Genomic DNA, 25,370 nt, shown 5'->3' on the forward strand with positions numbered 1-25,370 from the left:
CCGACATGCCCACCGGCAGTGAGGCATCAGTAGGCTCCGTCGCTGGAAAGAACCGCCCGAGCCGTCCGCCACAGGATCACGAGGTCCTGCATCAGTGACCAGTTCTCCACGTAGTAGAGATCCAGGCGGACGGACTCCTCCCATGTGAGGTCTGATCGTCCCGATACCTGCCACAGACCTGTCATCCCGGGCTTGACCAGCATTCGCCGGGAGATGCGTCCGTCGTACTTCTCGACCTCTTCCGTCAGCGGTGGCCGCGGGCCGACGATGCTCATGTCGCCTGCCAGGACGTTGAACAACTGCGGAATCTCGTCAAGGCTGTACCGCCGGATCCACTTCCCGACGCGGGTTACACGGGGATCGTCCTTCATCTTGAACAGGACGCCGTTACCGTCGTCCGTACCGGTCAGAGCTGCACGTCGGGCATCGGCGTCGATCACCATCGACCGGAATTTCCACATGCGGAACGGCTCATTCTGATATCCCACCCGAGCCGCGCGATAGAAGACCGGGCCACGGGAGTCGAACTTGATGGCGACGGCGACCGTCAGAAGTACCGGCGACAGAGCGAGAAGGAGCGCTGCTGCGCCCAGCTTGTCCGAAATGCCTTTCCAGAGCCGAACTGCGCTCTTGTACTGAGGCCGGCTGATGTGCAGCAACGGCAGACCCGCCAGCGGTCGCATGAGTACGCGTGGACCGGAGACATCGACCAGGCCCGGAGCGACGAAGAGACGGACATCCAACTCGTCGAGCTCCCAGCACAGGGACTGCATCATGCTGGGCCCCAACATGTTCGCGGCCGTGACCGCCACGGTGGTCGCGCCGGACATCTTCACGGCTTCGCCGACAGAATCCCAGTCACCGACGATCGGTACGCCCAGCTTGTTGGTTGGGTCACTTTCAGCCTGGCCGAGAGCTCGTTCCGGGCGCGCGCAGAGACCCACCACCGCGTAGCCGAATGCAGGCGTTGCCGACAGACGTTCGGCCAGCGCTGAGGATGACTCGACTGATCCCACTATGAGGAGGCGTTCGAGGGCTTCGCCCCTCGAGCGTCGAGCCGAAAGGCGATGACGCCAGTACCAGCGGGTCACCAGCAGGCCGGCACTCCCGAGCGGTAGAGCTATCGCCTCGAACCCTCGGGCGACGTCCGGCCGGAACACCACCTCGAATATGGCCAGCCCGCCGAAGAGCCAGAACGACGCCCTGACGACCCGACTGTATTCGTCCGCCCCTGCGCCGAACACTCGTGGGTCATAACTGTTGGTCAGACGCAGGCATCCCACCCAGACCGCGGCGAGAGCGACTGCGACCAGCACGTAGGGCACCGTCTGATGCATGACCGCGATCTCCCGGGGCTCGATACCGAACCGTAGGAAGTGCGCGACGGTCAGAGCCACGCCCACGACAATCGCGTCCGAACACCACAGCTTGTGGCTATAGGGGGAGGCCCAGCCGGCATCGTGGTGGCGGAACAGTCTCGGTCTGGTCGTGACTGGACTTTCTGCGGCGGACGTCGGGCACAGTCCATCTGGGAGGAGCGCAGGCCCCGGGTGGGGGGCTTCCGTTCGTCGGAGAGGTGTCGATGTCATGGGATGAGCCCTTAGGAGAGGCGATGGCTACTACCGAGCCGAGATAAGCGTCTTCCCATCGAGCTGAAACGTCAAGCATGTGGGTAAACAGTTACTTATTCGAGATAAACTGAAGCTGAGAGCAGCGAGTATATCGACATCTTAAACGCGCTTGAAGTGGATGTTCTGTGGGTTTAATCGACATCGGCCAGGCGATGCTGAGAAAAGTCTGTGGATGCGATTGGGGTGAACTGGACAGCGATGTGAAGCGCGAAGGGCCTCCCCACTATCGTCAGATCCGCTCCGCGGATGGGAACGGCCTACGTGGTCAGGCCCAGACGATCCACGTACTCTCGGTGCAGTCCTACTCCGAGGACGGTGTCAACAGGAGGCGGCGATGTCCCGCATTGACTTGACCGGCGACCACACCTCGGAACCGGACCCATCCGGTCCGACGGACGCCCCCGCCCCCCATGAGGAACCCAAGGGCTGGGGCATCGCAGGCGTCACGGCGGTGTCCCTCGCGGCCCTGTTCGTGGTGGTGTGGGGACTGTCCGAGCACGCCAGCCTGCTGATGCCGGCGTTCCTGGCGCTGAACCTGGTCATCGCCGCCCAGCCCCTGCAGCGGCTGCTGCAGCGGGCCGGGCTGCCCCGCTGGGGGGCGATGATCATCGTTCTTCTGGTGCTCTACCTGCTGCTGGCCGCGCTGGTCGGGATGCTGGTGTGGGCGTTGTGGGTCGCGGCCGAAGAGATCCCGCAATACCAGGACAAGTTCGTCGAACTGTACGAGCAGACGATCGCGTTCCTCGGCACCTTCGGCGTGAGCGAGGATCAGGTCACTTCGAGCCTCCAGGGCGTGGACCCCACCACGATCGTCGGCACCCTGCAGAACGTCGCCGGTCAGTTGTCCTCGGCCGGCGGTCAGCTCACCGTCCTGGTCATCGCGCTGACGTTCCTCGTGTTCGACGTCCCCGGCATCACGAGGCGCCGCGCGGTGATCGCCCGGCAGCGGCCCCGGCTCGCCGACGCCCTCGGGTCGTTCACCGACGGCGTGAAGTCGTACTGGATCGTCTCCACGGTCTTCGGCCTCATCGTGGCCGTGATCGACACGGTGGCCCTGATGATCCTCGGCGTGCCGCTGGCGCTGGTGTGGGGCGTGCTCGCGTTCGTCACCAACTACATCCCCAACATCGGCTTCGTGCTGGGGCTGGTGCCGCCGGCACTGTTCGCGCTGCTCACCGGGGGGCCGGTCGAGGCCATCTGGGTGGTGGTGATCTACAGCGTCGTCAACCTGGTCATGCAGAGCTTCATCCAGCCCAAGTTCACGGGCGACGCCGTGGGGCTGACCCCCACCGTGACGTTCCTGTCGTTGGTGTTCTGGTCGGCGATCGCCGGTGCGCTGGGCGCGATCCTCGCCGTCCCGCTGACGCTGGCGGTCAAGGCGTTCCTCGTGGACGCCGATCCCCGGATGGCCTGGCTCTCCACGTTCCTCACGACCCCGGACGCGGATGCCAAGCGGGACCGGCGGCGCGCGGCGCAGCTGGAGGCGGCCCGGTCGGCGTAGTCCCGGCCGGACGGTCAGGCGGCGGGCTCGGCGGGTCCGGTGGGCTCGGCAGGGTCCTCCCCGACGCGGGTGAAGGTGCCCAGTCCGTTGCCGTCGAGGAGCTCCACGGTCACCGTGTCGCCGTCGACGGTGACGCTACCGCGGGAGCCGGGCGGCCAGTTCTCACCGACCGGGCTCACGGCGAAGGTGTCGCCGTCCCAGTGGTCGAGCGGCCAGACCTGCGGCCCCGGGCCCACGTCCAGCGCGAGTGCGGGGCCGGCGTCCGGCGGATCGTCCGGATCCCCGTCCGATCCCCGGTCAGACTGTGAGGCGACGCGGCGGATCTCGATCTCGCCGAAGTAGTCGTTGCGGTAGACACCCACCAGCTCGTCGGCCGGGCGCGGCGGTGCGGGGGCAGAGGGTTGCCGCGTGGAGACCAGGTCGCCCACCGGGGCCAGGAGCGGGCCGAACGCCTCGCCGTAGAGCTCCCGCCACTTCAGGGTCGGGTCGCCGAACTGCGCGTAGTCCGCGAAGCGCGAATTGATCGTCTCCGCCACCCCGACGGGCGAGGCGTTGGTCAGGGTGATGATGCCGAGGTCCAGCGACGGCATCATGAGCATCGCCGTTCCGGCACCGAGCGCGAACGCACCGGAGTGGCTCCACTCGACGCGGCCGGAGGAGCTGGTGGAGATGTTGAACCCGTAGCCGTAGGTCCCGGTCCGGTCCGCCGCGGACTGCGGGGGTGAGGACACGGCCTGCGGGGTCAGAGCCTGTCGGAGTGCGTCGGACGGGACGACCTGCGAGCCGCCGGGCCCGGCGCCGTCGTCGAGCACCATCGACATCCACCGCGCCATGTCCGTGACCGACGAGCTCAGGCCCCCCGCGGGGGACTGGGCGTCCGGATCGCGCGCGGGATCGGCCGGGACCCAGTCGCCGGACGACTCGCCCGACTCGTCGGCGGCGGCGCGGACGTGGCCGACGACGCGGTTGTCGCGGTCGAGGAGGTCCTCGTAGGAGTAGGAGGTGTCGTCCATGTCGAGGGGGTCGAAGAGCCGCTCGCGGGCCAGCTCCGGCCACGGGGTGCCGGCCGCGACGGCCACGGCTTCGGCTCCGGCGGTGAGCCCGAAGTTGGTGTACGCGTACGAGGCGCGGAACGGCTCCAGCGGCAGGTGGCGCAGCCCGTGCAGGATCGCCGGGCGGTCGTACCCGAGGTCCTCCAGGTCGTCGCCCGCGTGCTCGGGCAACCCGGAGCGGTGCGCGAACAGGTCGCCCACCGTCACGTCGGCGGTCACGCCCGGATCGGACAGGGCGAACCATGGGAGGTGCTCGCGCACGGGAGTCGACCAGTCGATCTCGCTCTCGGCGGTCTCCGCGGCCACGACGGTGGCGCTGACCGGCTTGGAGACCGACGCCATGGGGAAGACCGTCCGCGCGTCCACCTCCTCGCCGGTCTCGGTGCTGCGCACGCCGAACCCCTCGGCCAACGCCACCTCGCCACCGTGCACCACCGCCACTGCGACGCCCGGGATGCCCGAGGCCTCGAGCTCCTCCTCGACGATGTCGGTCACCTTGCCGATCGCGTACTCGACCCGGTCGTCCGAGACCTCGAGTCCGGAGTAGGCCGCGGGACTCTGGCCGGGCTCCGGGTCGGGGACCGGGGTGCCGCACGCCGAGGCGGACAGGGCCACGGTGAGCCCGAGCGCCGCTGCTCCGGCGATCCGCGGGCGGCGCGAGCGACGGGGAGGGGACGGGTCCGGGGTCATTGCCTCAGGTTAGTCGTCCGGCGCCGCGAATCGCCGCAGCAGCGCAGGACGAACCGGTGGTCAGCGCGCCCGTTCCCAGTTGGCCGTCCACGCCTCGGCGCCGCCCATGAGCTGACGCTCGAGTTCGGCCCGGTCGGGCCCGGCGCGGTGCAGCACGTCGGCGGCCCAATCGGCGTAGAGGCCGTACTGGGCGACCCCGTCGGTGTTGAGGTCGTACACGCGGTCGCCGAACCGCCACCGGTCCATCACCTCGCCGCTGGGCGCGGTGAACGGGTACACGAGCGGGTCGCTCGCCGCGCTCGGCCGGGGCTCGGCGAGGGCGGCCAGGCCGTTGACGTCGGAGCCGAAGCCGTAGCCGGTGAACGGCCGGGTGGCGCTGGCGGTGTTCGTGCGCCACTGCTCGAGGAAGCCGGTCTCGAAGTTCTCGGTGGCGTCGGCGGGCCAGGCGAACGCGGCCACGAACCCGCCCTGCTCGTGGACCCGGCGAGTGTTGCCCCGCGTGGCCCAGGCGTGGTCCACGACCAGGCCGGTGTACCCCGCCCCGGCGGCGATGTCGAGGGTGCGGTGGGCGGTCTTGACGCCCATGTGGTCGATGTTGATCACCATGCCGCGGGCCATCATCCCGCGGATCGCGTGCTCACCGAGCGGCGTCAGGCCGCGCACGTTGCACAGCGGGGCCTCGGGGTAGACGGGCAGTGCCGCGCCCGCGGGTGCGCCCGAGGAGGCCGCCGCCAGGCCCTCGGCGACGGGCGTGGAGGCCAGGGGTTGGGCGTGGTCGGCGTCGGGACCGGTGCACGGCTCGGTCTCCCAGAACCGCTGGGTGCCCAGTTTGTTGCCGATGTTGACCGCGAGGCCGGCCAGTTCCTCGTCCATGCGGGCGCCGCCGAGGGCGTTGTCGAACTTGTGCACCGGGAACACGGTCGACACGCCCCACGAGGCGAACTCGTCGAGCCCCCGGTCGATGTCCTCGGTCGTGCACATCGGCACGTCGTCGACCACCCGGCACCCGAACGGCTCGGATGCCTCGACGCCCAGCGTGACGGCGAGTTTCCCGTCCCCCGCGATAGCGCGGACGTCCTCCGGCGAGCGGGCGATCCGGAACCAGCCCCGCCCGGGACCGCCGTGCTCGGCGTCGATGTGGGCCTCCATCCGCTCGAGGTAGTCCACCTGCCGGCGCAGCTGCGCCATCTCGTCGCACGGGTAGCGCGCGGGCACCCCGATCCCGGCGAGCGCCTCGCAGAGCACGCGGTTGGCCACCAGATGGTTGGTGAGCACCCGCAGTCCACCGCGCCACGCCCGCTCTATACCGGTGTAGTAGGCCTGCTCGTGGAGTTGGGAGTCGTGCGACGGCCACTGCGCGAAGGTGGGGAAGCCCTGGGTCCCGCCGGGCAGGGCGGTGCCCCCGAGGACCGATTCGAGCAGCGCGAAGTGCCCGGTGCCCGAGTGGCTCGGGCAGTCCGCCAGCGCCTCGCCGAGGCCGCCGGGGGAGAACGGCTCGCCGCAGCGCAGGGCGCCGCCGAACGCCTGCGACGCCGCGAGGTGCGCGTGGGCGTCGACCATGCCGCTGATGGGGGAGCCGCCGGCTGGCGTCGCCGCCCGGGACGGTGCGGCGTTCAGGGGGGCGAGTAGGGCGACGACGACGAGGAGTGCCATCGCGGCCCACGCACAGCCTCCGGGATGTGCGGACCTCGTTGTCGTCGTCCCTTGTGCCACCATGGCGTGACACTAATCCCACTCCTCGGGCAGGGGAGGGGGTTTCGCCCGGCCGGCGGGGCGACCGGCCGGCCGGGCAGGGCTCGCGTCAGAGCTGGCGCGCGACCTCGGAGGCGACCAGGTCGAGGTGGTCCAGGTCGGACATGTCGAGCACCTGCAGGTAGATGCGCCGGGCACCGATCGCCGCGTACCGGCCGATCGTGTCCACGATCTCGTCCGGGGTCCCGGCGGCGCCGTTGGCCCGCAGCTCGTCGACCTCGCGGCCGATGGCGTCCGCCCGCCGGGCGATCTGCGCCTCGTCGCGTCCGCAGCACAGGACGAGCGCGGCCGAGCGGATGATCTCCTCGGGGGCCCGGCCACGTTCGGCGCACGCCTCGTCGACGCGACGGTACTGCGTGGCCACGGTGTCGAGGTCGGCGAACGGCACGTTGAACTCGTCGGCGAACCGGGCGGCCAGCGCCGGGGTCCGCTTCTTGCCGTGGCCACCGACGATCACCGGCGGGCGCTGCTGCACGGGCTTGGGCAGGCCGGGGGAGTCCAGCATGTCCATACGCTTCCCGCGGACGGAGACCGTCTCGCCGGCGGGCGTGGACCAGAAGGTCTCCAGCGCCCCGAGGGTGTCCTCCAGCAGGTCGAACCGCTCGCCCAGCGGCGGGAAGGGGATGCCGTAGGCGGTGTGCTCGTCGGCGTACCAGCCGGCGCCGAGTCCCACGTCGAGGCGGCCGCCGGACATCTCGTCGACCTGGGCCATCGAGATCGCCAGCGGGCCCGGGTGGCGGAACGTCACCGAGGTGAGCAGGGTGCCGAGCCGGATGGTCGAGGTCTCGCGGGCCAGGGCGGCGAGGGTCAGCCACGCGTCGGTGGGGCCGGGCAGTCCGCTGATGTCGCCCATCTTGAGGTAGTGGTCCGACCGGAAGAATGCCTCGTAGCCGAGGTCCTCGGCCGCGCGGGCGACGGCGAGCTGGTCGGCGTAGGTCGCACCCTGCTGTGGTTCGACGAAGACGCGGAGGCTGACCGAGGGGTCGGCGCCGGGAGAGGGCGTGGCTGCGCTGGCTGCGGGATCTGCTGGCATGACTCCCAGGATGCCCGTCCGGTGGGCGGGCGGGCTAGTTGGTGTCGGCGACCAGCGGCTCGATGGTGAGGTGCTCCATTTCCTTGGTGATGTACTGCAGCCGCCACTTGTCACCGAACAGGGCCAGCAGTTCGCCGTCGGTGCGTTGGAAGACCTCGACCCCGCGCTGGCGGCCGAGTTCGCCGGCCGACTCGGCGTCGGTGCGGCGGGCGATCGTGTACGGCAGGTTGTCCACCACGACCTCGACGTTGAACTCGGCCTTCATCCGGGCCGTGACCACCTCGAACTGCATGGGGCCGACCGCGGCCATGACCGGGTTGGCGTCGCCGCGGGTGTCGTTGCGCAGGATCTGCACCACGCCCTCGGCGGCCAGCTGGTCGATGGCCTTGCGGAACTGCTTGTACTTGCCCAGCGACTGGGCGCGGACCACTGCGAAGTGCTCGGGGGCGAACTGCGGGATCGGCGGGAACTGCACCTTCCTACCGCTGTAGAGGGTGTCGCCGGGGGCGAGGGCCGTGGCGTTGACCAGGCCCACCACGTCGCCGGGGTAGGCGGTCTCCACGGTGGTGCGGTCGCGGCCGAACACCGTCAGCGCGTACTTGGTGGTGAAGGGCTTGCCCGTCTGGGCGTGCTGGACCACCATGCCGCGCTCGAACTCGCCGGAGACCACGCGCATGAACGCCAGGCGGTCGCGGTGCGCGGCGTCCATGCCGGCCTGCACCTTGAACACCATGGCGGAGAACGGTTCCGAGGTCTTGCGGGGCTCGCCGGAGACGGTCGGCCACTCGCGCGGCGGCGGGGCCAGCTCGACCAGCGCGTCGAGGATCTGGTGGACGCCGAAGTTGAGCATCGCGGAGGCGAAGATCACCGGGCTGGTCTCGCCGGCCAGGTACAGCTCCTGGTCGTGGTCCTGACCCATCGCCGAGAGCAGCTCGGACTCCTCGACCGCGGTCTCCCACACGTCGCCCTCGCGCTCGGCGGCGGTGTCCGGGTCGTAGTGCTCCTCGGGGGCGATCGTCGACCCGCCGGCGGTGCGGGTGAAGTGCACGTATTCCTCGGGGGCGCCGTCGTCGCCGCGGCGCAGCAGGCCGCGGTAGTCGCCGGCGATGCCCACGGGCATGAACAGGGGGGTGGGCACGAGGCCGATCTGCTCGGTGATCTCGTCGAGCAGCTCGAGCGGCGCCCGGCCGGGCCGGTCCCACTTGTTGATCACCGTGATGATCGGCAGACCGTTGTGCTTGCACACCTGGAAGAGCTTGAGGGTCTGCGGCTCGAGGCCCTTGGCGGCGTCGATGAGCATGACCGCCGCGTCGACCGCGGTGAGGACGCGGTAGGTGTCCTCGGAGAAGTCGGCGTGGCCGGGGGTGTCGACCAGGTTGATGACGTACGGGTCGTCGCCGGGACTCGAGCCCTCCGGTGCGTAGGTGAACTGCAGCGCGGTGGAGCTGACGGAGATGCCGCGGGCCTTCTCCATCTCCATCCAGTCCGACACGGTCGAGCGGCGGCCCGACTTGCCGTGGACCGCGCCGGCCTCGGTGATCACCCGGGCGTGCAGCGCGAGCGCCTCCGTGAGCGTGGACTTGCCGGCGTCCGGATGGGCGATCACCGCGAAGGTCCTGCGGCGCGCGACTTCGGATGTGACGTCCCCGGCGGCGTCCGCACCCGTGGCGTGCCCGCCCGTTCCGGTGTCCTCGGCGGTCTCGGTCACGCGCACTCCTTCTGGCAGTCGACGGCCCTCGTCGTCGTCATCCAGCGTACGTCCGCCCACGGGTGAGCACACAATCCGGCGGTGCGACCCACGAGGTCGGTGTGGTGCGTGAAAGGCGAGGTCAGGCGCGGCGCCTGCGTGGATCGAGCACGCCAGTCGATAGCTTTCGTAACGAGTGCGCGTGCCCCGACCGATGAACCGTGAACGACGCTACGCGCGGCCGGGTGTCGTACCCGGTCGCTACGGTGCGCACGAGCCGCGTCGGACGACGCGCAGAGGCGGGGACTGGAATGGGCGAGGGCAGTGACCGGCACGAGCTGGAGGAGCGCAGGGCCGCGCTCCGGCGGCTGCTGCCCGTGGTCGAGCGTTTGCGGGGGCTCGATGGCGTGACGTGGGCGGGCGGGCAGCGACACCGCAACGGCGCGTACCTGGTGCGCTACCCGACCTACGACGAGGACACCCTGGCCGTGATGGAGGCGTTCGGCGGGGGCGTGCTCACCCGGCACGGGTACCTCGACGAGTTGGAGCGGCGCGGATTGTCGGACGGCTCGCTGACCGACCTCACCGGGCTGGCCGAGCGGTCGGACGAGGACCTGACCCGCGCGCTGCTCACCTGGGTGGTCCGGTCCGAGCGGTTCGTCGACGGAGCGATCGCGGAGTCGCTGACGGAGGGATCGCTCGTGGCGCTTCTCGACCGGCTGCAGGAGCTCTATGAATTGTGATGTCGCTGAACGGTGATGTCGGGCGCCGTCGGGTCAGGGCCGGTCGCGCAGGGCGGCGAGGTAGCGGCGGGTGATCCGCTCCTGTTCGAGTCGGGCGATGGGTGCGCCCAGCCGGGCGAGCAGGGTGGCGTGCGCGGATTCACCGGTGATAGTGAGCGCGACGGCGTCGGTGACGGGATCGTGCCGGACGAGGAACGTCTCCCATCCGCGCTCGGGGTGGCCGGGTAGGGCGCGATAGGTGAACCCCCGCGCGTCGGGGCGGTCGACGACCTCCGTGACCTCGCAGGGGGCGGCCAGGTGCAGCCACGCGCCGGGGCCCGATCGCGGCCGGAGGATGACGGTGCGGCCGGGGGTGGCGGGCCCGGTGGCGACGACGACGAAGTCCGCCCGCCGGTGCAGGTCCCAGGTGACGAGTGCTGCACTCGCGCGGCGGAAGAGGTCGGCACCGAAGCCCAGGTGGGCCTCGCGCTCGAACCGCCGAAAGCGCGTCACGCGGAGTGGACCTGGTTCTGGGCCGTCTCCAGCCCGTGCTTGAGGAGGAGTTCCACGGCGTCGGCGGCGTCCTGGATGAGGAACGGCACATCGGGCTGCTCGAGCTTGGAGAAGCGCTTGAGTACGAAGTCGGCCACCGCCATGCGGCCCGGCGGGCGGCCCACCCCGGCGCGGACGCGGATGTAGTCGCGGGTGCCGAGGGAGCCGGACAGCGAGCGCAGGCCGTTGTGGCCGCCCTCGCCGCCGCCGCGCTTGAGGCGGACCTGTCCGAAGTCGATGTCGATCTCGTCGTGGATCACGATGATGTCGGTGGGCGTGACCGAGTAGTACTTGGCGACCGCGGCGACCGGCCCGCCCGAGAGGTTCATGTAGCTGCGGGGGCGGGCCAGGACCACGGGCTTGTCGGCGAGCCGGGTCTGGGCGATCTCGCAGTTCGTCCGCTTGTGGGTGGAGAAGCTCGCCGGCATGGGCAGGGCGCGGGACGCCAACTCCTGCAGGACGTCCCAGCCGATGTTGTGGCGGGTGCCCTCGTAGTCGGGTCCGGGGTTGGCCAGACCCACGATGAGCGTGGGACCGGGCGTGGAGGCGGTAGTCACGGGGCCATGATCCCAGACGGCGCCGGCCCGCCCGGGCGCACCTGTCCGATCAGTTCCGCAGCTCGGTGCGGGCGGTGTCGAGGACGGCGGCGGAGAGGGCGTCGAGGTCGGGTGACTGCAGTTTCCAGTGCTGCCAGAACAGGGGGACGTCGAGGAAGTGGTCGGGGGAGACGTCGACGATCTCGCCAGAGACCAGCCACGGGGTGGCGAGGTGCTCGGGGATCAGGCCCCAGCCCAGCCCGGCGACGATCGCCCGGACGTGATCGTGCGAGCTGGGGATGAAGTGCCGCGGCCCGGTGGGTTCCCGGCGGGCCAGGCGGCGATAGTGGTTGTTCTGGTGGCCGTCGCTGCGGTCGAAGTCGACGATGGGCGCCCGGCCGAGCGCGGCGGTGGTCGAGCCGTCACGCAGGTGCCGGGCGACGAACCCGGGGCTCGCGCAGGCCAGGTACCGCATGGATCCCAGGGGCTGCGAGCGGCAACCCTGGACCGGCCGGGACTGGCTGGTCACCGCGGCCATCACCTCGCCGCGCCGCAGCAACTCGCTGGACAGGGACTCGTCCTCGCGGCGGATGTCGAAGACCACGCGGCCGGCCGCGTGGACCTCGGTCATGGCATCGAGGAACCAGGTGGCCAGCGAGTCGGAGTTGCACGCCACGGCCAGGACCACGTGCTCCTGGGCCGACGCCGGGTCGTCGAGTTCGCCGGCGAGGGATTCTTCGAGGTGGAGCATCTGCCGCGCCGTGCGCAGCACGATCTCACCGGAGGCGGTGGCGGAGATCGGGCGCTCGCGACGGACGAGGATCCGTCCCGCGGACTCCTCGAGTGCGCGGACCCGCTGGGACACCGCCGACTGGGTGATGTGCAGGTGGGAGGCGGCGGCCTCGAACGAGCCGAGATCCACGACGGCGGCGAGGGTGCGGAGGTGATCGAGCTGCAGAGTGTTCATAAGCACAGCTAATGCTAGTGCAGAAAGTGCAGTGGCACTACTGATGAAACCGGGCCTACCGTGGCATCGTGACCGCTACCTCCACACTTCTCATGGGCGTCGGCATGGGCCTCGGGCTCATCGCCGCCGTCGGCGCACAGAACGCCTACGTCCTCCAGCGTTCGATCCGTGGCGATGTGGCGATGGTCCCCATCGTCGCCTTCTGCGTGGTGTCCGAGGCCGCGCTCATCCTGCTCGGGGTGGCGGGCGTGGGGGTGCTCATCGAATCGGCGCCGGCGGTGATCACGGTCATGAAGTGGATCGGGGTCGTGTTCCTGCTGGCCTACGGGGCGTTCGCCGCGTCCCGCGCGATCCGGCCCGGCGACGGGTTGCAGGTCGACGGCAACGCGCGGGTCCCGTCGACGCTCGGGGCGGTGGCGGCGTGCGCGGCGTTCACCTGGCTCAACCCGCACGCCTACCTCGACTGCGTGGTGTTCCTCGGCACGCTCGCCAACCAACAGGGGGGCGACCTGCGCTGGGTGTTCGCGGCCGGGGCCTTCATCGCGGGCGTGCTGTGGTTCTCGCTCATCGGGTTCGGTGGCAAGGCGTTGCGTGGGCTGTTCGCCAGGCCGGGGGCGTGGCGGGTGCTCGACGCCGGCATCGCCGTGATGATGCTGGTGCTGGCGCTCGGGCTCATTCGCGGCTGATCCACCGGTGTTGTGTACTTCCCGCCCGGTGACGGCCCGCCGGGTGGAGTCGTATCGCTGATGTCCCCGGTGGCAGGCGCCCGGGAATGCCGTTCGGGTGCAGTCGCCCGCCGGCCTGGCGTCTCGCGTGACCCGCTGGGCAGGCCAGACGCCGTCGTGGGGGGCAAGAGTAGTAGGGGCGGGCAGTCGCTCGACGCGCGAACAGGGACGGGCCCGGCACGACGCTTCAGTCGTGCCGGGCCCGTGACCGGGTGCCGCCGGTCAGGCGGCGTCCGCGTGATTCACGCGGGGGAGGATCAGCCCTCCTCGGCGGCCTTCGCGGCGTCCTCGGCGGCCTCGCCCTGGGGCGCAGCCTCCTCGTCTTCCTCGAGGTCGGACTCGGACGGGGCCTCGATGACGTTGACCAGCAGGGTCTCCGGGTCGGAGACCAGGGTGGCGCCGGCGGGCAGCGTGATGTCGGCGGCGGTGAACTGGGTGCCGGCCTCGACGTCCTCCACCGAGAGCGTGAACTCCTCGGGGATGTCGGTGGCCTCGACCTCGATCTCGATGTAGTCGGCGTCCGTCGTGACCAGGGTGCCGGGGGCGGCCTCACCCTCGAGGACGACGTAGACCTCGACGACGACCTTCTCGCCCTTGCGCACGACGAGCAGGTCGGTGTGCTCGATGATGCGGGTCAGCGGGTGCACGTCGATCTGCTTGGGCAGCGCGAGCTGCTCCTCGCCCTCGATGTCGAGGGTGAGCAGGGAGTTGGTGCCGTGCGCGCGGAGCACGGCGGCGAACTCGAGCGCGTCGAGCAGGAGGTGGCGGGGCTCGGTGTGGTGGCCGTAGAGCACCGCGGGGACCTTGCCCTCACGACGGGCGCGGCGGGCGGAGCCCTTGCCGAACTCGGTGCGGGTGGAGGTCTTGAGGTTGTTGATTTCCTTGGCCATGATCGCCTTTTCGTCGGGTGGGAGAGCGGGACGCTCTGCGGGTGATGACCTCCTCGGCGATCGAGACGATCGCCGGGCCGGTCCACCGGGACCACGCCGACAATGATCGCGTCGATAACGGAGTGACCCGGGTTGATGCGGGTCCTCCCTCGCCGAGATGACCCGACCAGCCTAGCGCCGAGGGGTGCGGGGCCCAAAATCGCAGCGAACCCGCCGCTCCCGGACAAGGGTGCGGCGGGTTCGGACGCGGCGACGGCGCACCGTCAGCGATGGGACGTCAGAGGATCTCCTCGACCGCCGCCGTGGGACGCGCGAGGCGGGTGCCCTTGTCGGTGACGACGAAGGGCCGCTCGATGAGCCGGGGATGGGCGACCATCGCCGCGAGCAGGTCGTCATCCGAGGCGTCGATGAGGCCGAGCTCAGTGAACTCGGCTTCCTTGACCCGCACCGCCTCCCGCACCGTCAGGCCGGCGTCGGCGATGAGGGTGCGCAGCTGCTCGACGTCCGGGGGAGTGTCGAGATACTTGATGACCGTCGGCTCCACACCCCGCTCGCGGAGCAGCTCCAGCGCCTGCCGGGACTTGGAGCAGCGGGGGTTGTGGTAGATCGTGGCGCGCCCCGCCGGGTCCGCGGTCATGTCAGGCGTTCCCGTTGAAGAGGCTGGTCACCGACCCGTTCTCGAAGACCTCGTGGATGGTCCGGGCCAGCAGCGGCGCGATGGACAGCACGGTGAGGTTCTCGAACCGCTTCTCCGGCGGGATCGGCAGCGTGTCGGTGGTGATGACCTCCTTGGCCCCGCAGTTGGCGAGACGCTCGGCGGCCGGATCGGAGAAGATGCCGTGGGTGGTGGCGATGATGACGTCGCCGGCACCGGCGTCCTTGAGGACCTTGACGGCGCCGGCGATGGTGCCACCGGTGTCGATCATGTCGTCCATCAGCACGCAGGTCTTGCCCTCCACGTCACCGACCACGCGGTTGGACTTCACCTGGTTGGGCACGTTGGGATCGCGGGTCTTGTGGACGAACGCGAGCGGCGCGCCGTCGAGGGCATCGGCCCACTTCTCGCCCACCTTGACGCGGCCGGCGTCGGGGGAGACCACGACGATGTTGTCGGTCCCGTAGTGCTGCCGGACGTAGTCCGAGAGCTGGCCCTGGGCGTGCATGTGGTCCACGGGACCGTCGAAGAAGCCCTGGATCTGGTCGGTGTGCAGGTCGACCGTGATGATGCGGTCCGCGCCGGCGGCCTTGAGCAGGTCCGCGATGAGACGGGCCGAGATCGGCTCGCGGCCGCGGTGCTTCTTGTCCTGCCGCGCGTACGGGTAGAACGGCAGGACAGCGGTGATCCGCTTGGCGCTTCCCCGCTTGAGCGCGTCGATCATGATGAGCTGCTCCATGATCCACTTGTTCAGCGGCGCCGGGGCACTCTGCAGCACGAACGCGTCACAGCCGCGGACGGACTCCTCGAAGCGGACGAAGATCTCGCCGTTGGCGAAGTCCCTGGCGGTCTGGGGGGTGACCTCGACGCCCAGTTCGGCGGCGACCTGGTCGGAGAGTTCGGGGTGCGCGCGCCCCGCGAAAAACATCAGGTTCTTCTGGTTGTCGATCCACTCGCTCACTGCGTGAGTCCGTCCTTCTGGGAGTCGTTCCGGGCACGACGGGCGGCCTCTGCCGAACCGGAATCGGGCCGGTTCTCGATCACCCAGTCGTCGATGTTCCTCTGTCGTCCGCCCGAGACCGCGAGGGCTCCGGGTGGGACGTCGTCCTTGATCACGGTACCCGCGCCCGAATAGGCCCCGTCTCCGACGGTCACAGGTGCGACGAACATGGTGTCCGAACCGGTGCGGCAGTGATCGCCGATCACTGTACGGTTCTTGTTCACCCCGTCGTAATTGACGAACACGCTCGACGCCCCGATGTTGGTGTGCTCGCCGATCGTCGCGTCGCCCACGTAGGTCAGGTGCGGCACCTTGGTGTTCGCCCCGATCGTCGACTTCTTGACCTCGACGAACGTGCCGATCTTGCTCCGCTCGCCCAGGTCCGCCTCGGGCCGCAGGTAGGCGAACGGGCCCACCTCCGCGCCAGCCCCGATTGTGGCGCGCACCGCATGTGAACGCACGACCGTGGCGCCCTCGCCAACCACGGTGTCCTGCAGCGTGGTGTCCGGTCCGACGGTCGCACCGTCGCCGATCTCGGTGGCGCCCGTCAGATGGGTGCCCGGCAGGATCGTCACGTCGCGACCCGTGAGGACGCCGACGTCGAGCCACGTGCTGGACGGGTCGACGATCGTCGCGCCGCCCCGCATCGCCGACTCGCAGAGGCGACGGTTCATCTCGCCGGCCAGGGCCGCGAGCTGCACGCGATCATTGACGCCCGCGACCAGATCGGGGTCCTCGACACGGTGCCCGCGGATGAGGCCGTTGTCGCGCCGCGCGAGCTGGATGACGTCGGTGAGGTACAGCTCGCCCTGCGAGTTGTCCGTGCCCAGCTGCCCGAGCTTGTCCCGCAGGACGAGGGCGTCGAAGGCGTAGATGCCGGAGTTGACCTCGTCGATCGCCCGCTCGTCCTCCGAGGCGTCCTTGTGCTCGACGATCCGCAGCACCTCGCCGTCGTCGTTCCTCACGATGCGGCCGTACCCCGTGGGGTCGGGTGCCGTCGACGTCAGGACGGTGACCGCGGCGCGCGGTCGCAGGTCGTGGCGCGTCACGACCTCGCGCAGGGTGTCGGCGTCGAGCAGGGGGATGTCCGAGGTGGTGACGAGCACGGTGCCCGAGAAGTCGGCGGGCAGTCCCTTCATCCCGGCCGCGACGGCGTCGCCCGTCCCGTTCTGCTCCGCCTGCACCGCGGTGGAGACCGGCACGCCGAGCTCGGCCGACAACTCGTCGACCGCCGCCGAGACCTGGTCGCGCTGATGGCCGACGACCACGACGATCGCGTCCGGCTCGAGCCCCGCCGCGGCGTGCAGTGCGTGACCGAGCATCGTCCGCCCGCACACCCGGTGCAGCATCTTGGGGGTGGCGCTCTTCATCCGGGTGCCGGATCCGGCGGCCAGGACGATGACCGCGGTCTGTGGGCGGTCGGGCGCTGAACGGTCGGTCTCGGGTGTGGTCATCAAGTCTCCTCGGCGCGCCGCGCGCACGGTGGTGGTGATGGATGGGTCCGGGTACGTCCGGCGAGCGGACAGGGTCCCAAGGCGGACAGAGCCCCAAGGATAGAGGGTGACTCCGACGATTCGAACCGTCTTGAGGCGGAGTAGCCTGCCCCGCGTGTCAGTCCTGAGGCGCCAGTTGGCGGATACCCGACCACTGCGGCAGCCGGACTTTTGCAGGTTGTGGCTCGCCAATATCGTCACGGTGATCGGGGCGCAGTTGTCGATCGTCGCGGTGCCGCAGCAGGTCTTCGAGATCACGCGGAGCTCTGCGTATGTGGGGCTCACCGGCGTGTTCGCGCTGGTGCCCCTCGTGGTGTTCGGCCTGTGGGGCGGCGCGCTGGCCGATGCCCTCGACCGGCGTCGCCTGCTCATGGTCACCACCACCGGGCTGATCGTCACTTCACTGCTGTTCTGGGCGCAGGCCGCGGCGGGCAACCGGAACGTCTGGGTGGTGATGGTGCTGCTGTCGGTGCAGCAGGCGTTCTTCGCGGTCAACCAGCCCACCCGCTCGGCGATCATCCCCCGGATCGTCCCCTCCGACCAGCTTGCCTCCGCCTCGGCCCTGAACATGACCGTGATGCAGTTCGGGGCGATCGTCGGGCCCCTGTCCGCGGGCATCCTCATCCCGGTCCTGGGCCTGTCGACGATGTACCTGTTCACCGCCGTCGCGCTGTTGGCCACCCTGTACGCGGTGTTCCGGCTCCCGCCGCAGCCGGTCGAGGGGGAGCGCGGGTCGGTGGGGCTGCGGTCGGTGATCGACGGGTTCGCCTACCTGGCCACCCGCCGCATCCTCCTGGCCTCGTTCCTCGTGGACATCATCGCGATGGTCTTCGGCATGCCGCGGGCACTGTTCCCGCAGATCGCCACCGAGTCCTTCGGCGACCCCGCGACCGGCGGGACCGCCCTCGGTCTGTTGTTCGCCGCGATGAGCGTGGGCGCCGTGGCCGGCGGGGTGTTCTCCGGGTGGATCCCGCGCGTGCGCAGGCAGGGCCTGGCGGTGCTGGTGTGCGTGGCGCTGTGGGGCGCGGCGATGGTCGCGTTCGGGGTGTTCGTGGGCGCGTCCTCGCCCGGCGGCTCCGCGTGGTGGCTATGGCTGGCGCTCGCCGCGCTGGCGTTCGGCGGAGCCGTCGACATGATCTCGGCCGCGTTCCGCCAGGCGATCCTGCTGGATTCGGCCACCGACGAGATGCGCGGCCGGCTGCAGGGCGTGTTCATCGTGGTGGTGGCCGGCGGTCCGCGAATCGGCGACGTCGCGCACGGCGTGGCCGCGGCCTCGGTCGGCACGGCGGTCGCCGCGTCGGGTGGTGGCGTGCTGGTGGTGATCGGCGTGGTGATCTGCGCGATCGCCTTCCCGGCGTTCCTGCGCTACACCGTCCGCAGCGCGGTCGAGCGGAGCACCAAGGGTTAGACCGCCGGGTACTGCTCACGGCGCAGGAACCGCGCCAGGTGCACCGCGTTGGACGACAGCGTGGTGATGGTCGAGGCCACGGCCGACGGCGTGGAGTCGAGGTCCTTGTAGTCCACCGGGTTCATGGCCTCGTTGTTCCAGTAGGTGCAGCCCTGCGCCGGGATCGTGAACCCGATGTCGTTCAGGCCCTGGAACATGTCGGCGACGATCTTGTGCGCGCCGTCCTCGTTGCCCACCACCGCGACCACGGCGACCTTGCCGAACATCGCGGGACGGCCCTCGTCGTCGGTGGCCGACAGTTGCGCGTCGAGACGCTCCAGCACCCGCTGCGCGATGCTGGACGGATTGCCGAGCCACGTCGGCGTGGACAACACGAGGACGTCGGCGGTTCGGACCTTCTCGAGGATGGCGGGCCACTCGTCACCGTCGCCCATGTCGTCGTCGACCCCCGGACGGACGTCGAAGTCCGCGACCCGGACGGTCTCCCCGGTCACGCCGTGACCGGCGAGTTCGTCGAGGACCTGCCGGGCGATGAGGTCGCTGCTCGACTCGGCGGGCGAGGCCTTGAGCGAGCACACCAGGGCGAGTGCCTTGAGATCGGTGTCCATGCCCGGACGATAGGTCCACCCCACCCGCCGGACAACCGGTTCCGCGGGCCCGCGCCACCATGACCGGTGGAGGGCCGCGGGTGCGCCCCCTACGGTGGGGCCACTACGGCTGACGAGCGGAAGGGGCACGCGTATGACCACGGACAGGACGGTGGCCGACCTCGTCGTCGAACGACTGGTGGCCTGGGACGTCGAACGGATCTACGGCTACGCCGGGGACGGCAACAACCCGCTGCTCGGCGCGTTGCAGCGCGCCGAGATCGCCCCGACGTTCGGGCGGGCCCGCCACGAGGAGTCGGCGGCGTTCATGGCGGTGGCCGACGCCAAATATTCGGGCGCGGTCGGGGTGGTGACCTCCACGCAGGGCCCCGGCGCGATGCACCTGCTCAACGGCCTGTACGACGCCAAACTCGACAGCGTGCCCGTGGTGGCGCTCGTCGCGCAGCAGCACACCAGCGTGCTCGGGTCGGGCTACCAGCAGGAGATCAACCTCGGCAACGTCTTCGCGGACGTGGCCGGGCCGTACCTGCAGACGGTGTCGTCGGCCGAGCAGGCGCCCATGGTGATCGACCGGGCGTTCCGCTCCGCGCTGACGCACCGGACCCCCGTCGTCGTCATCCTTCCCCACGACGTGCAGAACGCCGAGGCCCCGGAGCTGGGCGAGGACCTCGACCAGGAGCACGGGGTGGTGGTCACCGCCCCCGAATGGACCCACGGGGTCACCACCCCCCGCGACGACGACGTGGCGCGCGCCGTGGAGGTGCTCGACGCGGGGGAGCGGATCGCGATCCTGGCCGGGCGCGGCGTCGCCGGTGCGCAGGCGGAACTGATGGAGCTCGCCGAGCGCCTGGACGCCGGCGTGACGATGAGCCTGTTGGGTAAGCCCTACGTGGACGAGTCCTCGCCGTTGGTGGGCGGGACCATGGGCCATCTGGGGACGACGGCGAGCGCGCGCATCCTCCAGAACTGCGACACCCTCCTCATCGTCGGATCGAACGACCCCTGGACCGAGTTCTACCCGGAGCCCGGGCGGGCGCGGGCCGTCCAGATCGACCTCGACCCGGTGCACCTGGCCAACCGGTATCCGATCGAGGTCGGCATGGTGGGCGACGCCGCGGCAGCGCTGCGCGAGCTCACCGGACGCGTGGCCGATCGCGACCGCTCCGCCTGGCGCGGCGACGTGGAGAAATGGGTGGGGCAGTGGTGGGAGATCTCCCGGATGCGCTCCGAGGTGCCTGCCCGAGGGCTCAATCCCGAGCTGGTCGCGCGGCGACTGGGCGAGCGCCTGCCTCACGATGCGCGCCTCGCCGTGGACGTGGGCAGCAGCGTCTACCACTACGTCCGACAGGTCAGCCTGCCGACGACCGTCCCTGCGCACCTGTCGAGCACGCTGGCGTCGATGGGCTGCGGGATCCCGTACGCGATCGCCGCCAAGGCCACCGCGCCCGCCAAGCCCGTCGCGGTCCTGGCCGGCGACGGGGCCATCCAGATGCTCGGGATCAACGAGCTCATCACCGTCTCCGAGGCATGGCCGAGCTGGGAGGACCCGACGATGGTGATCGTGGTGCTCAGCAACCGGGACCTGGCGGAGGTGAGCTGGGAGCAGCGCGAGAGCGAGGCCCAGCCGCGGTTCGCCCGGTCGCAGGACGTGCCGCCGTTCGACGTGGCCGGTTACGCCGAGCTGCTCGGGCTGCGCGGGGTGCGCGTGGACGACCCCGACCAGCTCGTTCCCGCCCTGGAGGAGGCGTTCCTCGCGGACCGGCCGACCGTGATCGATGCGATCACCGACCCGGACATGCCGTTGCTGCCGCCGTTCCCGCACGGTAGGGAGATGGTGGAGTCGATGCGTACGGGCCTGCTAGCGGAGGGTGCTGCCGGAGAGCACGCCCTCGAGCTGCTGGAGGCCTACGCCCGGATGGAAGAGGAGCGATTCACGTGACCGGAATGAACGTACCCGGGCAGCCCGGGCAGGACCCGGCCTTCCAGCCCGATGCCGAGGTGGAGGAGAAGCCGCGGCGCGCACGGCAACCGGCGTTGGCGGTGTTCGCGATCATCGCGATCCTGCTGCTGGTGCTGGCCGTGGGGATCTTCGGCGGGATCTTCTAGCTCCCCCGCCAGGACTCGAACCTGAAATGCCTGAACCAAAATCAGGAGTGTTGCCGATTACACCACGGGGGAACGGCCCGCGAACGGGCCGTCACCAGTCTGGCACATGAGATCGGGCCCACCGATGCGCACCTGCGCACCGATGGGCCCGACCCGCCGTGAGCAGCGGAGTTGGCGTCGCTGCCTCTACGTCGCTGCCTTTACGTTGCTGCCTTCACGCCGTCAGTGAACCGTCGGCCGCGTCGCGGGTCGACGCGTGGGCCGCCGCCTCGCGGCCGGCGAGGTGGCCGAAGACCAGACCGAGCGCGATGGTGCCGCCCGCTCCGGCGTAGAACCCCTGGGTCGGGGCGCCGCCGGCATTGCCGGCGGAGTACAGCCCCGGAACGACCTCGCCGTCCTCGGTGAGCACCCGACCCCGGGCGTCGGTGGCGGGCCCACCGACCGTGCCCAGCGCCGAGGCTCGGACCTCCACCGCGTAGAACGGGCCTCGCTCGATCGGCCCGAGCGTGGACGAGCGCGGCGACTTGAGTACCGGGCGCATGATCGTCGCCAGCGGACCCACGATGGCCCTGCGGATGGCTTCGGCGTCGTTGCGCTTGGCGACCTTCTCGGCGGCGCCGTTGACGATCGGGGCGATGGCCTTGGCCAGCGCGAACTGCGCCTTCATCGTTGCCGCGGGGAAGCGGGCGCCGGAGGAGAAGCGCCCCAGGAACGGCTTGAAGTCGCCGAAGTAGCGGTCGAAGAGGGTATCGCCGCGGCCGAACCAGGGATCACGACCCGCCGCGGCCGCGGGGTTGAACTCGTCGACCGTGGTGAGCAGGCCGACCTCGTCGACCCCGATCTCCCGTGCCAGTGTCGCGAGCGAACCGGCCTGGTGGATGTACTCGGGGACCTCCCCGCCGGGCAGTGAGCCAAACAGACCGTACTTGTCCCAGAAGTTCTGGTCGAAGACGAAGTACGCCGGATCGTTGGCGCCGCCGGCCTCCTCGTTGGCCGCACGCATGGCGCCGCCGAACTGGTCGTACGGCAGTGCCTCGTTGGCGAACCGCTTCCCGGCCCGGTTCACGACGATCGAGTGGGGCAGGGATCGCTCACCGAGCAGAAGCCGGGCGAAGGGAACGCCGTCGAGCGTCTCGCCGGGCAGTTGGACACCAGGCATCCACCATGCGGCGTTCATCGAGGTGAGCTTCGCGCCGACCTCCTCGGCCAACTGCACGGCGATACCCTTGTGCCCCTTCGGAGAGACGTGGGTGCCGAGCGGGCCGTCGAGGTACTCGGTGGCCAGCTCGTCGGAGGTCTCGAAGCCGCCCGAGGCGATGATGACCCCGTGGGTGGCGCGCACCGTGTGTTCACCGTCGCCGGAGGAGACCACCAGACCCGTCACGGTCCCGTTCTCCACCAGGAGCCGCTCGGCCGGGGCCTCGACGCGGACGTCGACGCCCGCGTCGAGTGCAGCCTCGAGCAGGGCGCCCACCAGGGCCGGTCCGGCCATCCAGGAGGACTCCTTCTTGAGTCCGGCGAGCGCCCAGAACGGCATGGGGTTCTTGGCCATGCCGGAGGTCAGTTCGGGGCGCACGTACCGAGCGGCGTCGCCGAGCCCTTCGGCGTTGTAGGGCCCGGGGAACAGTGCGCGGCCGACCGAGGCGCCGGGGATGTCCGACCGGTAGTCGGGCCAGATCACCGGGATCCACCCGAACTTGGTGTTGTCCTCGATGTAGCGGGCGACCTTCGGGCCTTCTTGCAGGAATGTCTCGACGATCTCAGGATCAAGGGTTTCGCTGCGGCCTTCGCCGTAGATGTAGGTGCGGGCGTCGTCGAGGGAATCGTCGACCCCGAGCGCCTTGGTCGAGTACCCGTGAGCAGGAATCCAGGCGGCACCGGCCGAGACGCCGGTGGCGCCGCCGACGATCTCGAGGGACTCCACGACCAGCACGCTTGCACCGTCCTTCGCGGCGGTCAGCGCGGCGGTGAGGCCGGCACCGCCGGATCCGATCACGACGATATCGGTGGTTGAGGGCACCCCGCGCTCGGTGACCGTGCCGATCGTCCCGCGTTGTTCGGACTGACTGATAGCCATTGTTCGCTCCTTTGCCTCAAGTTGATGATGCATCAACAATGGTACGTGCGTTCGGTCGCCGTCGGGGTCGGGGAGCCGCCGAACGGGGGGAGCGGAATCCGCGCGTGGCTATCCTCGGGGTATCAGAAAAAGGGGTGGGGCATGACGGGCGTGGGCGTACCGACACCGAGGACCAGGATGTCCGCCGCCAAGCGGCGACAGCAGCTGGTGGAGGTCGGCCGACGGATCTTCGCCGAGAACGGCTACGACGCCGCGACGGTGGAGGACATCGCCGCCGCGGCGGGCGTGTCCAAGCCGGTGGTCTACGAACACTTCGGAGGCAAGGAGGGGCTCTACGCGGTCGTGTGCGACCGCGAGCTCGCCTACCTCGGCGCGGAGATCACCGAGGCGCTGCAGGGTGAGGGCTCGCGGCGGCGCATCGAGCGCGCGGCGATGGCGCTGCTGCGCTACGTCGAGGAACGCACGGACGGCTTCCGCATTCTCGTGCGCGAATCGTCCCCGGTGGGTGGGGGCTCGTATTCGACCCTGCTCAACGACGCCACCGCGAGCGTGACCTACATCCTCGAGGAGGAGTTCGTCGCCCGCGGGTTCGACCCCATCACCACCAGCGTGTACGCGCAGGCCCTGGTCGGGATGGTCTCCGGGACCGCCCAGTGGTGGCTCGACGCCCGCACGCCCCCCAAGGAAGAGGTCGCCGCGCACATCGTCAACCTCTGTTTCAACGGGCTCTCGCACCTCGATCCCTCGCCGACGCTGGAGGTCGACGTCCTCGAGAAGTACAGCGGGCCGAGCCACCCCGGCGGCACGCCGCAGGGTCGCGACATGCGCCCGGGGCCCGGAAGCCCGTAGTAGGTCGCTCCCCGTCGCGCGAGGCCGGGCCCAGCACGGTCGGGCGACGGACTCTGCCGGTGGATGAGGGTGGCGCGGTTCAGGCTGCGACGGCCACCCGGTGCTCGAGCCGGTCGGAGTCGGCGCGGAGACGGAACGCTACGGCGGCCATGACCCCGCCGACGGCGAGGCCGAACCAGCCGGCGAAGGTGACGAACGTGTCGACCGCCGCCGGGCCCACGACGCCCAGCCCGAGACCCACCACCGCCAAGACGACGCCGAGTGTCACCATGGCCCACGAGTCGCGGATCTCGGAGCGCAGGGTCTGGGCGCCGTAGGCGATGAGGGCGCCGGAGGCCACCAGCCAGGTGGCGAACAGCAGAACCAACGCGGTGGCCGAGATGCCGGGCCAGAACAGGACGATCAGCCCGAGGATCATGAAACCGGTGCCGGCGAGGATGAGGCCGCCGCGGCCGGGGGTCCGGTCCGGGAGTGCCACTCCGGTCGTCATGGTCATGGCGCCGTCACCGATGGCGAAGGCCGCCACGAGGAACACCGCGAGCGTCATGCCCGTGGCGGGGGAGGCCAGTGCGGTCGCGCCCAGGGCGATCGCCAGTGCTCCGCGGATGAGTTGGACCCACCAGTTCCGGGTCAGTGATTCGATCATTTCTCCACCTTTCCTGCGCTGACGTCTGCCGCCGCGCGGTACTGTAGTGATCACTACGGTAAGTCTGATCCGGGGAGATTCGCAATGAGTCGCCGGACACAGGGAGCGGGGGAGCGGATGGCGGAGAAGCCGACGGGGTCCACGGGCAGGCGCACCCGTGCCAAGGGCCGGGAGTCCCGGCGTCGGATCATCGAGGCGGCCGCCGCGGTGGCCGGTGAACGCGGGTACGAGGGGACCTCGATCGCGCAGGTCAGTAAGGCGAGCGGGCTCCCGGCGAGCTCGATCTACTGGCATTTCGCGGACAAGGACGCACTGCTGGCGGCGGTTGTCGAGGAGAGCGTCGAGTTGTGGCTGGGCCAGGTCACCCGCGGGGAGGGCGAAGCCCTGCGGGAGCGCGTGACCGCCTTCTGCCTGGGCGTGGCCCGGACGTTCCGCGAGTCTCCCGATTTCCTCCGGCTGGGCCTGATGCTGGCGCTGGAGCGGCGTCCCGTGGAGCCGGCCGCCCGGGGAATCTATTTGCGCCTGCGCGGGGACGCCCTGGAGCGCATCGCGGCGGAGTTCCGGCGGGTCCGTCCGCGGCTACCCGAGGCGGATGCCCGGGTGCTCGCCACCTACGCCCTCGCCGGAGGCGACGGGATCTTCCTCGCGTCCCTGACCGGGGACGCCGACGTCACCGAGCTGTTCCGTCTCCACACCGAGGCGATAGTGCACCTCGTCACTCGAGCCGAGGCGGAGGCCGAGGCGCCGGCTTCGGAGCCGGAACCGCAGCCGGAGGCGGAGCCGAACTAGC

General features: G+C 70.3%; 23 protein-coding genes and 1 tRNA gene. 8 read left to right on the top strand and 16 right to left on the bottom strand.

The window, feature by feature from the left end; translation table 11 throughout:
• Window positions 1-26: 26 nt before the first annotated feature.
• Window positions 27-1,589, bottom strand: a complete 1,563-nt coding sequence (locus AC3DEV_RS08835) for a sugar transferase (RefSeq protein WP_488371848.1) — start codon at window positions 1,587-1,589, stop codon at window positions 27-29.
• Between the two features lie 376 nt (window positions 1,590-1,965).
• Here AC3DEV_RS08835 and AC3DEV_RS08840 point away from each other — a divergent pair, with 376 nt between their 5' ends.
• A complete protein-coding gene (locus tag AC3DEV_RS08840) occupies window positions 1,966-3,132 on the top strand; it encodes an AI-2E family transporter (protein ID WP_488371849.1) in 1,167 nt (388 codons plus the stop codon).
• A 14-nt stretch (window positions 3,133-3,146) separates the two neighbouring features.
• Here AC3DEV_RS08840 and AC3DEV_RS08845 read toward each other — a convergent pair whose 3' ends face one another.
• From AC3DEV_RS08845 to AC3DEV_RS08860, 4 genes are all read right to left on the bottom strand, one after another.
• Complete coding sequence (locus AC3DEV_RS08845; protein ID WP_488371850.1) at window positions 3,147-4,874, bottom strand: serine hydrolase domain-containing protein; 1,728 nt, start codon at window positions 4,872-4,874, stop codon at window positions 3,147-3,149.
• 60 nt (window positions 4,875-4,934) lie between these two features.
• Entirely contained in the window at window positions 4,935-6,527 is a 1,593-nt protein-coding gene (locus AC3DEV_RS08850) for a hypothetical protein (protein ID WP_488371851.1), read from the bottom strand.
• A 148-nt stretch (window positions 6,528-6,675) separates the two neighbouring features.
• The gene (locus AC3DEV_RS08855; RefSeq protein ID WP_488371852.1) at window positions 6,676-7,659 is read right to left on the bottom strand and encodes an LLM class F420-dependent oxidoreductase; all 984 of its coding nucleotides are present in this window, start codon (window positions 7,657-7,659) and stop codon (window positions 6,676-6,678) included.
• 34 nt (window positions 7,660-7,693) lie between these two features.
• Entirely contained in the window at window positions 7,694-9,367 is a 1,674-nt protein-coding gene (locus tag AC3DEV_RS08860) for a peptide chain release factor 3 (RefSeq protein ID WP_269505154.1), read from the bottom strand.
• Between the two features lie 290 nt (window positions 9,368-9,657).
• Between AC3DEV_RS08860 and AC3DEV_RS08865 the strand changes: the two genes are divergently transcribed.
• Entirely contained in the window at window positions 9,658-10,089 is a 432-nt protein-coding gene (locus AC3DEV_RS08865; protein WP_185950235.1) for a DUF6508 domain-containing protein, read from the top strand.
• A 33-nt stretch (window positions 10,090-10,122) separates the two neighbouring features.
• Here AC3DEV_RS08865 and AC3DEV_RS08870 read toward each other — a convergent pair whose 3' ends face one another.
• From AC3DEV_RS08870 to AC3DEV_RS08880, 3 genes are read right to left on the bottom strand one after another with little or no spacing between them, the layout of a single operon-like run.
• Window positions 10,123-10,581: a DUF1990 domain-containing protein gene (locus AC3DEV_RS08870; protein WP_488371853.1), complete on the bottom strand. Its 459-nt coding sequence runs from the start codon at window positions 10,579-10,581 to the stop codon at window positions 10,123-10,125.
• Window positions 10,578-11,177, bottom strand: coding sequence for an aminoacyl-tRNA hydrolase (pth, locus tag AC3DEV_RS08875; RefSeq protein ID WP_488371854.1), 600 nt, complete (start codon window positions 11,175-11,177; stop codon window positions 10,578-10,580). The genes AC3DEV_RS08870 and pth overlap by 4 nt, the downstream gene beginning before the upstream one ends.
• Before the next feature lie 49 nt (window positions 11,178-11,226).
• On the bottom strand, window positions 11,227-12,123 hold the full coding sequence (locus AC3DEV_RS08880; protein ID WP_488371855.1) for a LysR family transcriptional regulator ArgP: 897 nt from the start codon (window positions 12,121-12,123) through the stop codon (window positions 11,227-11,229).
• 68 nt (window positions 12,124-12,191) lie between these two features.
• Between AC3DEV_RS08880 and AC3DEV_RS08885 the strand changes: the two genes are divergently transcribed.
• On the top strand, window positions 12,192-12,809 hold the full coding sequence (locus tag AC3DEV_RS08885; RefSeq protein ID WP_488371856.1) for a LysE/ArgO family amino acid transporter: 618 nt from the start codon (window positions 12,192-12,194) through the stop codon (window positions 12,807-12,809).
• A 296-nt stretch (window positions 12,810-13,105) separates the two neighbouring features.
• Here the strand turns inward: AC3DEV_RS08885 and AC3DEV_RS08890 are convergent, their stop codons facing one another.
• From AC3DEV_RS08890 to glmU, 4 genes are all read right to left on the bottom strand, one after another.
• Complete coding sequence (locus tag AC3DEV_RS08890) at window positions 13,106-13,738, bottom strand: 50S ribosomal protein L25/general stress protein Ctc (protein ID WP_069389953.1); 633 nt, start codon at window positions 13,736-13,738, stop codon at window positions 13,106-13,108.
• Between the two features lie 277 nt (window positions 13,739-14,015).
• Window positions 14,016-14,375: an arsenate reductase (glutaredoxin) gene (gene arsC, locus AC3DEV_RS08895; RefSeq protein ID WP_132061728.1), complete on the bottom strand. Its 360-nt coding sequence runs from the start codon at window positions 14,373-14,375 to the stop codon at window positions 14,016-14,018.
• A gap of 1 nt (window position 14,376) precedes the next feature.
• On the bottom strand, window positions 14,377-15,354 hold the full coding sequence (locus tag AC3DEV_RS08900) for a ribose-phosphate diphosphokinase (RefSeq protein ID WP_067713365.1): 978 nt from the start codon (window positions 15,352-15,354) through the stop codon (window positions 14,377-14,379).
• Complete coding sequence (glmU, locus tag AC3DEV_RS08905; RefSeq protein ID WP_488371857.1) at window positions 15,351-16,847, bottom strand: bifunctional UDP-N-acetylglucosamine diphosphorylase/glucosamine-1-phosphate N-acetyltransferase GlmU; 1,497 nt, start codon at window positions 16,845-16,847, stop codon at window positions 15,351-15,353. The genes AC3DEV_RS08900 and glmU overlap by 4 nt, the downstream gene beginning before the upstream one ends.
• Before the next feature lie 163 nt (window positions 16,848-17,010).
• Between glmU and AC3DEV_RS08910 the strand changes: the two genes are divergently transcribed.
• Window positions 17,011-18,294 (top strand): MFS transporter, encoded by a 1,284-nt coding sequence (locus AC3DEV_RS08910; RefSeq protein ID WP_488371932.1) that lies wholly within the window; start codon window positions 17,011-17,013, stop codon window positions 18,292-18,294.
• Here the strand turns inward: AC3DEV_RS08910 and AC3DEV_RS08915 are convergent.
• Entirely contained in the window at window positions 18,291-18,902 is a 612-nt protein-coding gene (locus tag AC3DEV_RS08915) for a flavodoxin family protein (RefSeq protein WP_269505174.1), read from the bottom strand. The two genes, AC3DEV_RS08910 and AC3DEV_RS08915, sit on opposite strands and share 4 nt — an antisense overlap.
• 133 nt (window positions 18,903-19,035) lie before the next feature.
• On the opposite strand from AC3DEV_RS08915, the gene AC3DEV_RS08920 reads away from it, so the two are divergent.
• On the top strand, window positions 19,036-20,841 hold the full coding sequence (locus AC3DEV_RS08920; RefSeq protein WP_488371858.1) for a thiamine pyrophosphate-requiring protein: 1,806 nt from the start codon (window positions 19,036-19,038) through the stop codon (window positions 20,839-20,841).
• Window positions 20,838-21,008, top strand: coding sequence for a hypothetical protein (locus tag AC3DEV_RS08925; RefSeq protein WP_488371859.1), 171 nt, complete (start codon window positions 20,838-20,840; stop codon window positions 21,006-21,008). Before AC3DEV_RS08920 ends, AC3DEV_RS08925 begins: the two co-directional genes overlap by 4 nt.
• On the opposite strand, the gene AC3DEV_RS08930 is transcribed toward AC3DEV_RS08925, so the two are convergent.
• Both AC3DEV_RS08930 and AC3DEV_RS08935 read right to left on the bottom strand, forming a co-directional pair.
• Window positions 21,009-21,080 (bottom strand) — tRNA-Gln (locus tag AC3DEV_RS08930).
• A 142-nt stretch (window positions 21,081-21,222) separates the two neighbouring features.
• Window positions 21,223-23,085 (bottom strand): FAD-dependent oxidoreductase, encoded by a 1,863-nt coding sequence (locus AC3DEV_RS08935; RefSeq protein ID WP_488371860.1) that lies wholly within the window; start codon window positions 23,083-23,085, stop codon window positions 21,223-21,225.
• Window positions 23,086-23,262: 177 nt separating this feature from the next.
• Between AC3DEV_RS08935 and AC3DEV_RS08940 the strand changes: the two genes are divergently transcribed.
• Window positions 23,263-23,934 (top strand): TetR/AcrR family transcriptional regulator, encoded by a 672-nt coding sequence (locus tag AC3DEV_RS08940; protein ID WP_067713378.1) that lies wholly within the window; start codon window positions 23,263-23,265, stop codon window positions 23,932-23,934.
• A 79-nt stretch (window positions 23,935-24,013) separates the two neighbouring features.
• Here the strand turns inward: AC3DEV_RS08940 and AC3DEV_RS08945 are convergent, their stop codons facing one another.
• Window positions 24,014-24,580 carry an HdeD family acid-resistance protein gene (locus AC3DEV_RS08945; RefSeq protein ID WP_488371861.1) on the bottom strand — a complete coding sequence of 189 codons (567 nt, stop codon included), beginning with the start codon at window positions 24,578-24,580 and terminating at the stop codon, window positions 24,014-24,016.
• Window positions 24,581-24,664: 84 nt separating this feature from the next.
• Here AC3DEV_RS08945 and AC3DEV_RS08950 point away from each other — a divergent pair, with 84 nt between their 5' ends.
• Window positions 24,665-25,369: a TetR/AcrR family transcriptional regulator gene (locus tag AC3DEV_RS08950; RefSeq protein ID WP_488371862.1), complete on the top strand. Its 705-nt coding sequence runs from the start codon at window positions 24,665-24,667 to the stop codon at window positions 25,367-25,369.
• Window position 25,370: the final 1 nt, after the last annotated feature.

The organism is Dietzia sp. IBK-p2-15D, from assembly GCF_057773105.1.

Coding starts and splice junctions, on each gene's coding strand:
- AC3DEV_RS08845 (WP_488371850.1), bottom strand. CDS start 4,874: ATGACCCCGGACCCGTCCCCTCCCCGTCGCTCGCGCCGCCCGCGGATC.
- AC3DEV_RS08855 (WP_488371852.1), bottom strand. CDS start 7,659: ATGCCAGCAGATCCCGCAGCCAGCGCAGCCACGCCCTCTCCCGGCGCC.
- AC3DEV_RS08890 (WP_069389953.1), bottom strand. CDS start 13,738: ATGGCCAAGGAAATCAACAACCTCAAGACCTCCACCCGCACCGAGTTC.
- AC3DEV_RS08835 (WP_488371848.1), bottom strand. CDS start 1,589: ATGACATCGACACCTCTCCGACGAACGGAAGCCCCCCACCCGGGGCCT.
- AC3DEV_RS08940 (WP_067713378.1), top strand. CDS start 23,263: ATGTCCGCCGCCAAGCGGCGACAGCAGCTGGTGGAGGTCGGCCGACGG.
- AC3DEV_RS08935 (WP_488371860.1), bottom strand. CDS start 23,085: ATGGCTATCAGTCAGTCCGAACAACGCGGGACGATCGGCACGGTCACC.
- AC3DEV_RS08840 (WP_488371849.1), top strand. CDS start 1,966: ATGTCCCGCATTGACTTGACCGGCGACCACACCTCGGAACCGGACCCA.
- AC3DEV_RS08920 (WP_488371858.1), top strand. CDS start 19,036: ATGACCACGGACAGGACGGTGGCCGACCTCGTCGTCGAACGACTGGTG.
- AC3DEV_RS08950 (WP_488371862.1), top strand. CDS start 24,665: ATGAGTCGCCGGACACAGGGAGCGGGGGAGCGGATGGCGGAGAAGCCG.
- AC3DEV_RS08945 (WP_488371861.1), bottom strand. CDS start 24,580: ATGATCGAATCACTGACCCGGAACTGGTGGGTCCAACTCATCCGCGGA.
- AC3DEV_RS08915 (WP_269505174.1), bottom strand. CDS start 18,902: ATGGACACCGATCTCAAGGCACTCGCCCTGGTGTGCTCGCTCAAGGCC.
- AC3DEV_RS08850 (WP_488371851.1), bottom strand. CDS start 6,527: ATGGCACTCCTCGTCGTCGTCGCCCTACTCGCCCCCCTGAACGCCGCA.
- AC3DEV_RS08880 (WP_488371855.1), bottom strand. CDS start 12,123: ATGAACACTCTGCAGCTCGATCACCTCCGCACCCTCGCCGCCGTCGTG.
- AC3DEV_RS08865 (WP_185950235.1), top strand. CDS start 9,658: ATGGGCGAGGGCAGTGACCGGCACGAGCTGGAGGAGCGCAGGGCCGCG.
- glmU (WP_488371857.1), bottom strand. CDS start 16,847: ATGACCACACCCGAGACCGACCGTTCAGCGCCCGACCGCCCACAGACC.
- arsC (WP_132061728.1), bottom strand. CDS start 14,375: ATGACCGCGGACCCGGCGGGGCGCGCCACGATCTACCACAACCCCCGC.